The organism is Tsukamurella hominis (assembly GCF_965137015.1).
GTDB classification, from domain to species: Bacteria; Actinomycetota; Actinomycetes; order Mycobacteriales; family Mycobacteriaceae; genus Tsukamurella; species Tsukamurella hominis.
In genome coordinates this window covers 1-10933 of record NZ_CBCRZG010000040.1, presented here as the reverse complement: position 1 = coordinate 10933, position 10933 = coordinate 1, and the positions used below count along the sequence as shown (strand labels likewise).

7 protein-coding genes and 1 pseudogene are annotated in these 10933 nt (G+C 71.8%); 3 read left to right on the top strand and 5 right to left on the bottom strand.

Annotation, left to right across the window (positions count from 1 at the left end; translation table 11 throughout):
- Positions 1 to 192 precede the first annotated feature (192 nt).
- The 3 genes from ACM9LD_RS24735 to ACM9LD_RS24725 all read right to left on the bottom strand — a co-directional run.
- Positions 193 to 1560 (bottom strand): SpoIID/LytB domain-containing protein (locus ACM9LD_RS24735; protein WP_415679165.1); only part of this gene is annotated, 1368 nt, incomplete at its 3' end.
- A gap of 463 nt (positions 1561 to 2023) precedes the next feature.
- Positions 2024 to 2869 carry an HAD family hydrolase gene (locus ACM9LD_RS24730; protein ID WP_415679164.1) on the bottom strand — a complete coding sequence of 282 codons (846 nt, stop codon included), beginning with the start codon at positions 2867 to 2869 and terminating at the stop codon, positions 2024 to 2026.
- Complete coding sequence (locus tag ACM9LD_RS24725; protein ID WP_415679163.1) at positions 2862 to 3626, bottom strand: lysophospholipid acyltransferase family protein; 765 nt, start codon at positions 3624 to 3626, stop codon at positions 2862 to 2864. Before ACM9LD_RS24725 ends, ACM9LD_RS24730 begins: the two co-directional genes overlap by 8 nt.
- 100 nt (positions 3627 to 3726) lie before the next feature.
- On the opposite strand from ACM9LD_RS24725, the gene ACM9LD_RS24720 reads away from it, so the two are divergent.
- On the top strand, positions 3727 to 5316 hold the full coding sequence (locus tag ACM9LD_RS24720; RefSeq protein ID WP_415679162.1) for a Rieske 2Fe-2S domain-containing protein: 1590 nt from the start codon (positions 3727 to 3729) through the stop codon (positions 5314 to 5316).
- Between the two features lie 1853 nt (positions 5317 to 7169).
- Here ACM9LD_RS24720 and ACM9LD_RS24715 read toward each other — a convergent pair.
- Entirely contained in the window at positions 7170 to 8138 is a 969-nt protein-coding gene (locus tag ACM9LD_RS24715) for an MBL fold metallo-hydrolase (RefSeq protein WP_415679161.1), read from the bottom strand.
- A gap of 47 nt (positions 8139 to 8185) precedes the next feature.
- Here ACM9LD_RS24715 and ACM9LD_RS24710 point away from each other — a divergent pair, with 47 nt between their 5' ends.
- The gene (locus ACM9LD_RS24710) at positions 8186 to 8584 is read left to right on the top strand and encodes a MerR family transcriptional regulator (RefSeq protein ID WP_415679160.1); all 399 of its coding nucleotides are present in this window, start codon (positions 8186 to 8188) and stop codon (positions 8582 to 8584) included.
- Here the strand turns inward: ACM9LD_RS24710 and serS are convergent.
- Positions 8556 to 9809 carry a serine--tRNA ligase gene (gene serS / locus ACM9LD_RS24705; protein ID WP_415679159.1) on the bottom strand — a complete coding sequence of 418 codons (1254 nt, stop codon included), beginning with the start codon at positions 9807 to 9809 and terminating at the stop codon, positions 8556 to 8558. The two genes, ACM9LD_RS24710 and serS, sit on opposite strands and share 29 nt — an antisense overlap.
- Positions 9810 to 9896: 87 nt before the next feature.
- On the opposite strand from serS, the pseudogene ACM9LD_RS24700 reads away from it, so the two are divergent.
- Positions 9897 to 10880 (top strand): annotated as a pseudogene (locus tag ACM9LD_RS24700) (septum formation family protein); the annotation flags it as partial.
- Between the last annotated feature and the right edge of the window lie 53 nt (positions 10881 to 10933).

The following is a 10933-nucleotide window of genomic DNA, read 5'->3' as shown; positions in this document are numbered from 1 at the left end:
GGGCGCCGCGGCGGCGGCGGCGGGCGGCGCGGGGATGCCGGGGATCGCGGGCGCGGCCGGTGGGGGGGGCGCCGCAGGCGCGGCGGGGGCCGCTACCGCCGGAGCGGCCNGGGCGGCTGCTGCCGGGGCGGCGCCGGGCACCGNCNGGNNCGCGGNNGCGGCCGGGGCCGCCGNNNCGGCACCCGCCGAGGNGGTGGGCGTGGTGGCGCCCACCGGGGCGGACTGCGCCGCGTTGGGGGCGGTCGGGACCGGGTTGAACGGGTCGACGGGGGCCGCGACGATCGGCTGGTCCACCACGCGCCCGGGCACCGGGGCCTGGGTCGCGGTCGACGGTGCGGTGGCCGCGCCGGGCGTGCTCGGAGCGCCGGGCGCGGGGGCCGCCGCCGGGGCCTGGCCGTCGATGGTGAACCAGTCCGAGCGCAGCCCCAGCTTCTTGCGGACCTCGTCGCCCTTCGCGGTGACGGTGCGGTTCGCGCCGACGATCTCGACGGCCTCGACGCGGCCGGCCTGCGCCGACTGCGTCTTGACCACGCGGATGGACTTGAACGCGCCGACGCCGAACTCCTGCGCGATCTTCGCGGTGGGCACCTTCTGGGTCCAGTTCTTGAACGGTGAGACCACGTCGCCGTCGTCCTTGACCGCCGTGAAGTCGCCGCCCGCGGTGAAGCCGCCGGTGGAGCTGGAGAACTCGGTGGAGACGGCGTAGCCGTTCTTGGCCATGACCAGGCCGGCGGTGCTCGCGACGGCCTTGTCGGTGCGCGGGTCCTCCTTGCCGGCGCCGCCGTAGACCTGCGAGTCCTGGGTGTCGTTGTAGCGGTCGCCGCGCTTGGCGCCCTCGGCCAGCGCGTACGAGCGGGCTGCGATGGCCTGCGCGCGCAGGGCCTCGTAGCCGCCCTGGTCCGCCCACTCGACCTTGCTCTCGACCGGGACCACGCCGCGGACGTAGTCCTCGATGGTGACCACGTTGAAGACCTTGCCGTCCTTGGCCGCGATCGCGCCGCGGTAGGTGGCATTGGTGCCGCAGAACTTCAGCAGCTCGCCGACGGGGCGGTTCGCCTCGGCGTTGAGCGGGGCGATGGTCGCGTCGTCGCCCGCGGGGACGGTCTTGACGACGGGGCCGCCGCAGCCGGTGGTGATGACGGCGTTGCCGCCCTCGAGCCGCACGGCCTGGCCGGGGGCCACCGGCTGATCGCCGATCTTCGCGCCGGCCGGTGCCAGCACGTTCGCGGCCTTCTGGGTGGTGAGCTGCACGCGGACGGGCAGATTGGTATCGGCGCGGGAGAGCTGCGAGCCGCCGTAGTAGTGGGCGACGATCTGCTCGGCCTTCCAGCCGGACTTCGCGTAGCCGAAGGCGCCCCACTGGCCGAGGCCGCGGCCGTGGCCGTTGCCCTGTCCGGTGAAGGTCACGTCGCTGCCTGCGGCCAGCGCGGGGTCGCCGACGATGTTCGTGGTGCTGAGCAGCGCGGCGGCGCCGCCCACGGCCAGGGCCGGGAGCAGTGCGAGCGCGACGGTACGCCGTCCGCGGCGGCGACGAGGACCGCCGTCGATCCACACGGGCATGGCTTCTCCTTAGCTCGACGCAGGTGAGCCGTGCCCAGGAACGGCAAAGCTCAACGTGAGGTCGAGACTAACACCATCTGCAACATTCGTCACGTGAGCAACATTTGTCACATCGGTCACAGGAGGGGTCTGCGTCGCGTACGCGCATCCGAGCACCGCCGCCTTCGCGCTCGCCATCGCCGCACCCCTCGGGCCACGCTCCCGCGGGAGATTTTCACAGACGATCGGGCTGCAACCCCTGAAAGAGGTGGAAACACCCGCGCGACCCGCTCCGGAGCATTCGGATGGACTCGGCGGCCCGGATACGAACAATGGACGCGATGCGTCGCGCGCATCGACCGATCGAGCAATGAGGTCATCTACCTGCGCAAACGGAGGGTATGCGCGGCGCGCATACCCTCCGCGGACGACTACAGGGCTCCACCCGGCCAGGGCACGCGCCCACGCCGCACGGTCGCACGCGCTAGAACCAGCGCTCCAGCACCCGGGCGACGCCGTCGTCGAGGTTCGTCGCGGTGACGGCGTTCGCGGCGCCGCGGGCCAGCGGGTGGGCGTTGCCCATGGCGACGCCCATGCTCGCCCAGCGCAGCATCTCGGCGTCGTTGGGCATGTCGCCGAACGCGGCGGTGCGGAGGTCGCCGGTGAGGCCGAGGTGCTCGATCGCCAGCTGGATCCCGGTGGCCTTGGTGACGCCGGGGACGTGGAACTCGATGAGCCCGTTGTTGGTGGCGTAGGTGACGTCGGCGAGGCCCTCCAGGTGCGGGGCGATGCGGGCGTGCATCTCGTCGGAGGTCATCCCCGGCTGCCGGACCAGCAGCTTCACCGCGGGATGCGCGAGCACCTCGGCGTCGGCGGCGGTCACGGTGTCGGGCTCGAGCCAGGCGTGCTGATACCCGGTCGACGCGGCGAAGCGCGGCGTCGCCGTGTCGTGCTCGCCGTGCGCCACCCGCTCGGCCGCGAAGCCGGCGCCGGGCAGGAGCCGACGGACGAGGTCGGCGACGGTCGCCAGCAGCTCCGGCGACATCAGCGACGCCGAGACCACCCGGCCCGACCCGGTGTCGTAGAGCACCGCGCCGTTCGCGCACACCGCGAGCGGCGCGAAGTCGAGCTGGTCGGCGATCGGGTCGACGGCCCGCGGCGGGCGCCCGGTGGCCAGCACGAAGTGGCCGCCGGCATCACGCACCGCGTTCACGGCGACGTGGGTGCGCAGCGTCAGGCGCTCGTGGTCGTCGACGAGGGTGCCGTCGACGTCGCTCGCGACGAGGATCGGCGCGGCGCCGAGCGTCTCGAGCCCCGGCGCCTCAGGCACCGTCGGCCTGACGTTCCTCCCGGGCACGACGACGCTCGTCGAGGTCGGCGGCGTCCATGGCGTCCGCCTCCTCCAGCGTGGGCGCGGTGCCGCCGAGGCGCGCGGGCACCCACGGCTCGCCCTGCGGGTGCGGGCCGTAGAGATCCTGCAGTTGCAGCAGCATGGCCTGCATCGAGTCCTTGAGTCGCGCGGTCAGCTCGTCGGCCGGGCCGACGGGGTCGAGCGGATCGCACACGCCGATGACGATGCGGAACTTGTTCCGGCCGAGCTGCTTGGGCAGGCCCTTGGTCCAGATCTGCTGCGCGCCCCACACCACGACGGGGACGATCGGCACGTTCGCCTCGATCGCCATGCGCGCGGCGCCGGACTTGAAGCCCTTGAGCTCGAAGCTGCGGCTGTGCGTGGCCTCCGGGTAGACGCCGACGAGCTCGCCGCTCTTCAGCGCGTCCACCGCGGCCTGATAGGCGGTCGCCCCCGCCTCGCGGTCGACGGGGATGTGCCGCAGCGCGCGCATGATGGGGCCGGTCTTGGAATTGTCGAAGACCTCCTGCTTCGCCATGAACCGCACCTTGCGGTGACCGGCCTCGTCGGCGGGCTTCCCGGCGAACGGGAAGTCGAGGTAACCGGTGTGATTGATGGCGACCACGGCACCGCCCGTACGGGGGAACTTATGGAAGTCCACCTCGGTGAACTTGATGCCCTGATAGGCCCACATGCCGCGGGCCACCTTGATGATCGTTCCGTAGACGGGTTCCACACGGCCAGCGTAGCCGCGCGGTCGTCTCCACGGTGTGTCAGCCGGTACGCCGGGCGTCCATTACGCTGTAGCGGTAACGATCACGGCGAAAGGCTCCACAGTGCAGGTCACCAGCGTCGGGCACGCGGGTTTCCACATCTCCACCGCCGCAGGCACCATCCTGTGCGATCCGTGGGTGAACCCCGCGTACTTCGGCTCGTGGTTCCCCTTCCCGGACAACACGCAGCTGGACTGGAAGGCCCTGGGCGACGTCGACTACCTCTACGTCTCCCACCTGCACCGCGACCACTTCGACGCGCGCAACCTCGCCGAGAACGTCAGCAAGGACGCCACCGTCCTGCTGCCCGACTACCCCGTGCCGGACCTGCGGCGCGAGCTGGAGAAGCTCGGTTTCACGAAGTTCTTCGAGACCCAGGACTCGGTGAAGCACACGCTCAGCGGCCCCCAGGGCGAGCTCGACGTGATGATCATCGCCCTGCGCGCGCCCGCGGACGGCCCCATCGGCGACTCGGGCCTCGTCGTCTCCGACGGCGAGACGGTGCTGTTCAACATGAACGACGCCCGCCCCGTCGACATGGAGGTCCTCGACGAGTTCGGCGGCGTCGACGTGCACCTGCTGCAGTACTCGGGCGCCATCTGGTACCCGATGGTCTACGACATGCCGAAGGGCTCCAAGCGCCGCTTCGCCGAGCAGAAGCGCCAGCGCGGCATGGATCGCGCCCGCAGCTACGTCGACCAGGTCGCCGGCACCTGGGTCGTGCCGTCCGCAGGGCCGCCCGCATTCCTCGACCCCGAGCTGCGCTACCTCAACGACGAGGGCCGCGTGGACCGCGAGACGATCGGCGGCGACCCGTCGAACATCTTCCCGGACCAGATCACCTTCCTCGAGGAGATGAAGAAGAACGGCAACGACGGGGGCCTGCTGTTCATCCCCGGCACCGTCGGCGACTTCGCGGGTAAGGAGCTGAGGTCCCTGACGCACCCGGTCTCCGAGGCCGAGGTGATGGACATCTTCGAGAACAAGACCGCGTACCTCGACGCCTTCGCCGCGCGCCAGGCGCCGGTCCTCGAGGCCGAGAAGGCCACCTGGGCGGCCGACGACGGGGTGCCGCTGCTCGGCGCGCTCAAGGCCAAGTTCGAGCCGATCATGCAGGCGTCCGCGCTGATCAGCGACGGGATCGGCTACCCGGTCGGGCTGGAGATGGCCTCGCCCGACGGTGCCGTCGAGACCGTGGTGCTCGACTTCCCGAACCGCACGGTCCGCGGTCCCGAGGAGGGCGACGGAAAGTACCGGTACGGCTTCCGCATCGCCGCCGCGCTCGTCCGCACCGTGCTGCGCGACGACGAGCCGGACTGGGTGAACACGATCTTCCTGTCGACGCGGTTCACCACGTGGCGCATCGGCGGCTACAACGAGTTCCTCTACACCTTCTTCAAGTGCCTCACCGACGAGCGGATCGCCTACGCCGACGGCTGGTTCTCCGAGGCGCACGACGACACCGCGTCGACCGAGCTGGACGGCTGGGAGGTGCAGCGCCGCTGCCCGCACCTCAAGGCGGACCTGTCGAAGTTCGGCGTGGTCGACGGCGGCAAGCTGACCTGCAACCTGCACGGCTGGCAGTGGGACCTCGAATCCGGCCGCTGCCTGACCTCCAGCGGGCACGAGCTGCGCGCGAAGAAGCTGACATGAGCGGGCCGCGGCGTCCGCGCAACAACCGGCAGCGCGTCGAGGATTACTACGGCGTTCACGACACGGGCATGGGCTNGCNCCCGGCGCCCGCCGCGCCGCGCCCTCCCCCGACGGTGCCGCCCGCCGGTCCCGCGCAGCAGGGCCCGCCGCAGGGGCAGGCTCCGCAGGGACAGCCGCAGGCGCCCCGCCGGCCGCGGGTGATCCCCCCGCCCGAGGTGCAGGTCGCCGCCAAGGAGGCGGCCCGCGCCGCCGCGGGCGCGCCGCCGTCCGCACCGGGCACGCCGGGCGCCGGTCCGGCACCGTCGGATCCGCTGGCCGGCGTCGCGTCGCCGTCGTTCTCGCAGGCCGACAGCCCGGCGCCCGAGGCGCCGCGCACCAAGCCCGATCCCCTGACGGACCCGCTGACCTCGGAGACCTTCCAGGGCGTGCAGCCCGCGTCGGACACGTACGAGGCCGGCGTGGTCGGCGGCTTCGGCTACAGCGCGTCGACGGGGCCGCAGACCGCCTCGAACACGTCCGCGACTGCCTTCGACGGCGGCTTCGACCAGTTCGCGCCGCCGCGCTTCGAGCCCCGCGCCGAGGGCCGCACGGAGGACCTCTGGGCCGACGCCGCGCCGCAGTCCGCGCACGAGGACGGCGAGACCCTCGAGGCGACGTTCGAGGCGCACCCCGAGTCCGAGACCCTCGACGAGCCCGACGAGTCGTACATCGACGTCGAGGTGGTGGACGTCGAGGTGGACGCGTCGCACACCGCCGAGCCTGCGGAGACCGTCGAGGCCGAGGTCGAGGCTGAGCCGGCCGCAGTGGCCGACGACGCGGAGAACCTCGGCGATGCCCCTGCCGACGACGACCTTGCCGGCGACGCCGCGGCCGTCACGGACCCGTCGGAGACCGGGGAGCCCGAGGACGCCGGCGAGCCCGCGGACACCGCAGAGGTCGCGGAGGCCGACGAGGCCGCACCGGCACAGGAGGAGGCGCGCCCGACGTTCGCCGAGCCGCTCGCGATCGATCCGTACCCGTACACGCAGATCGATGAGACCTACGTCGACTCCGAGACCCTGCAGAATCTGCAGAACCGCCAGGCACCGTACGAACCGAAGGACCCCGGTGACATGACCGAATTCAACGAGTCCCTGAACGAAGCCATGACCATCGACGGCGCGCTGGGCGTTGCGCTGGTCGACGCGAGCAGCGGCATGGCGCTCGCGACCGCCGGCAACCCCGCGGAGTTCAACCTCGAGGTCGCGGCGGCGGGCAATTCGGCGCTGGTGCAGGCGATGAGCCGCACGCTGGGCGATCTGGACCTGGACGACCACATCGAGGACATCCTCATCACCCTCGGAACGCAGTACCAGATCGTGCGCCCCATCAACCAGGGCACCGATGACCTGTTCCTCTATCTGGTGCTGGACCGCTCGCGCGCCAACCTCGCGATGGCCCGCTTCCGCCTGACCAAGCTCGCGGAGCAGATCGAGGTCTGATCCCCTCGGCCCAGGCCGTCGAGGCGAGCCCCACCACCCCTCCGCCGCGAAAACGGCGTATTCCGACTGTACGAGGCCACATCTGGCCTCGTACCGCCGGAATCGGCCGGATTCACCAGACATCCGCGCACCGTTGAACACATCGACGGGCCGTGGTGGCACGTGATGGAGATCTTCTAGCGCCGCGATCGGGGACACCCTTCGCGTCGCACCCGGTGTCGGCGATGATCTTCGGCAACCAGATGTCGAGACCGTAGGTCAGCAGCCGCCCGGCGAAGCTCATGAGGTTCAGTTGCGCGCGACTCTCGGATTCTGTCCATGACGGACAGCGTGTCCGCGGCGGACAGGATCCGAGAGTCGAGCCCGGGGCACCTACGCCCAGCGGCCCGCGAGGTCGTGGTCGTGGCACGGAACGACCGTGACGTCGTCGGGCAACGCCATGAGGCGCATCATCGTCTCGAAGGTCGCGTCGCGGTCGACATCGACGAGCAGCCCCGGAAAGGCCGCCTTCTGCGCGCCGTGCGCCAGCTGCGCGGAGTGCCAGACCGCGTCGCCGGCCATGAGCACCCGCCCGCGTTCGGTGTTCAGCAGCACGCCGATGCTTCCCGGCGTGTGCCCCGCGAGGTCGACGAGTACGACCGATCCGTCGCCGAAGACGTCGTGGCTCGCCGGGAACGCCAGAACGGGCGGACCGTCGAGGTCCCGCAGGTCCATCGTGCGACCGGCGAGCGCGGGGCGGACCCCCGCGGCCGGTGCCAGTTCTCCGGCGACCGCCCACTCGTGCTCCCGACGGTGCGCCGTCAACTGCAGGCCCGGCAGGTCGAGCAGCCCGCTGACGTGATCCCAGTGCAGGTGCGTCGACAGCGCGAGATCGACGCTCGCCGGATCCACTCCGCCGCGGTGCAGCGCCTCGACGGTGCTGAGGACGTCAGGAGACGGCATCACTGCGGCGCGGAGCATCGGCTGCATGGCGCCGAGGACCCGCTCGCGGACCTGCGAGGCGACGGACGGGTCGAGCAGGATCCGCGCGGACGGGTGGTCGATCACGTAGGTGCGCATGCCCATCCGGATCGTCGCCGGACCATGCACCCCTTCGAGCACGGTCATCGTGCGCACGTCGCGCGGGACCTGCGGCAGGGCCCGCAGGCGCACCGCCACCGACGACGCCGGCGGCGCAGCGAGCGTCTCGCGGAGACGCGCGATGCGGGCGGGATCCGGTCGGCGCGGGCGCACCGCACCGGCTATCGACTGCCCGACCGCCCGGCAGCACGTGCTCAGCGCCGTCGGTACGACGCGGTCGACGATGTGGTCGGGGCTGATCTGCTCGGTGGTGTCCGTCATGGCGCTACGGTAGAACTTCAGGTCGACCTGAAGTAAAGGCGGAACGCATGCGCATCGGGGACGCGGCGGCGGAGGTGGGCGTCGCGACGCACGTCCTCCGGCATTGGGAGGACGTCGGCGTGCTCGTGCCCCCGCGCGAGCCCGGCGGGCAGCGCAGCTACTCCGGCGAGCACGTCGCCCGGGCGCGCCTGATCCTGCTGTGCCAGCGGGCGGGCCTGTCGCTCGACCAGATCAAGCAGCTGATCGTGGCCGACACGGCCGGCCGCGCCGAACGACTCCGGGGGCACCGGGAGACGATCGCCGGACGCATCGACGAGCTGCAGCGCGCCGACGCGTTCCTCGAGCACACGCTCACCTGCGCGCATCCCGTCGTCACCCAGTGCCCGGAATGCTCCGGCTTCGCCACGGGCCGGGACCTTACGGGCGCAGCACGTCCGTTCCGATGAACGGCTGCAGCGCGACGGGCACGCGCACGGAACCGTCGGGCTGCTGGTGGTTCTCCCAGATCGCGACGAGCCAGCGCGTGGTGGCCAGCGTGCCGTTCAGCGTGGCCGCTATCTGCGGCCGACCGTCCTCGTCGCGGTACCGGATGCCCAGGCGCCGCGCCTGGAACGTGGTGCAGTTCGAGGTCGACGTGAGCTCGCGGTAGCGGCCCTGCGACGGCACCCACGCCTCGCTGTCGTACTTGCGCGCCGCCGAGGAGCCGAGGTCGCCCGCCGCCACGTCGATCACCCGGTAGGGCACCTCGACGGCCGCGAGCATCTCCTTCTCCCAGTTCAGCAGGCGCTGGTGCTCGGCCTCGGCGTCCTCGGGCTTGCAGTAGACGAACATCTCGATCTTGTCGAACTGGTGCACGCGGATGATGCCGCGCGTGTCCTTGCCGTACGAGCCGGCCTCGCGCCGGAAGCAGCTCGACTGCGCGGCGTAGCGCACGGGACCGTCGGACAGGTCGAGGATCTCGTCCATGTGGTAGCCGGCCAGGGGCACCTCCGAGGTGCCCACGAGGTACAGGTCGTCCGCCTCGAGGCGGTAGATCTCGTCGGCGTGCGCACCCAGGAAGCCGGTGCCGGCCATGACCTCGGGCTTGACCAGCACGGGCGGAACCATCAGCGTGAAGCCGTTCGCCACGGCCTTCTGCACCGCGAGCTGCAGCAGCGCCATCTGGAACAGCGCGCCGTAGCCCTTCATGAAGTAGAACCGCGAGCCCGAGACCTTGGCGCCGCGCTCCATGTCGAGCAGGCCCAGGCCCTCCGCGAGCTCCAGGTGGTCCTTGGGATCCGCGATCTCCGGGATCTCGCCCACGTGCTCGAGCACCACGAAGTCGTCCTCGCCGCCTGCGGGCACCCCGTCGATGATGACGTTGCCGATCTTCCGCGCGACCTCGTCGAACACCTCGTCGGCGCGGCTCTGCGCGGCCTCGGCCTCCTTGACCTTGGCGGCCAGCTCGCCCGCGGCGGCGACGAGCGCCTTGCGGTCCTCGGGCGCCGCCTTGCCGATCGACTTCGACGAGGCCTTGTGCTCGGCCCGCAGCGTGTCGGCCGCCAGCACCGCCGCCCGACGGTCCGCGTCCGCGGACAGCAGGGCGTCGACCAGCGACGGGTCCTCTCCACGGGCGCGCTGCGAGGCGCGCACACGGTCCGGGTTCTCGCGTACCAGCTTGACGTCGATCACCCGACCAGCCTATTACGGCACCGTCGACCGGCCCCGACCGACGTACCGCGCGCCCGCCCGCGCCCCGACCGGGCATGATGGAGGGCGATGGCCGACGACACCGAAACCCAGCCCGCACCCGCCCCGACCACCGGGCGCGCCGGAGCCCTCACCGTGCGCGCCGTCCTGGCCGCGGTCGTCGTGGGCGCGCTCGCGATCGGCGGGGTCCTCTTCGCCACGGGCGCCTTCGAGCCGAAGAACGAGGAGAAGGCGCCCCGCCTGGCCGCCGCCGGGACCACGCTCGCCCGCTCCAAGCCCGGCACGTGCCTGACCTGGGACAAGGACCCCACGACGATGGCCCCCGTCGACTGCGTGCAGCCGCACAAGTTCGAGGTCGCGGGCGAGCCGGCGCGCACGCTGCCGGAGAACGCGCCGTACCCGTCCGAGGTCGCGCTCGCGGCCCAGCGCGACCAGCTGTGCCCGCCGGTGGTCACCGAGTACCTCGGCACCCGCCTCGACCCGATGGGCCGGTTCCAGATGGGGCTGCTCACGGCCGGCGAGAAGGCGTGGGAGTCCGGGGACCGGACGATGCGCTGCGGCGTCCAGGTGGTCGACGGTGCCGGCAACGCTCTGGAGAACCAGGGCAAGGTCGTGAACCAGGACAAGTCGCTGACCTGGCCGCCGGGCACGTGCATCGGCATCGACGGTCGCGGCCAGCGCACCGCGCCCGTGGCCTGCACGCAGCCGCACGCCTTCGAGGTGACGGCCGTGATCGACATGCGGCAGGCCTTCCCCGACGCCTCGTGGCCCACCGAGCGGCAGCAGGAGGACTACCTGAGCCGCATCTGCCCGTCGCGCACGACGGGCTGGTTCGGCTCGCAGGACGGGCTGCGCAAGTCCGGCCTGCAGCTCGCGTGGAACAAGCTCTCGCAGCCCTCGTGGACCGCGGGCTCGCGCTCGGTGATCTGCTTCCTGGCCTCGTCGAAGGACGCGCGCACCTTCACCCCGATCACGGGCTCCGCGAAGTCGCCCGACCTGCTCATCGACGGCAAGAAGCCCGTGATGCCGACCTTCCCCGGCGCCGGGCCCGCCNCNNCGCGGAGACGCTGTTCGACGACGCCCGCCTCGTCAACGAGGTGCGTGGG

Bases quoted from the DNA above. Each gene is read 5' to 3' on its own strand.
- ACM9LD_RS24710 (WP_415679160.1), top strand. From the start codon at position 8,186: ATGCGCATCGGGGACGCGGCGGCGGAGGTGGGCGTCGCGACGCACGTC.
- ACM9LD_RS24715 (WP_415679161.1), bottom strand. From the start codon at position 8,138: ATGACGGACACCACCGAGCAGATCAGCCCCGACCACATCGTCGACCGC.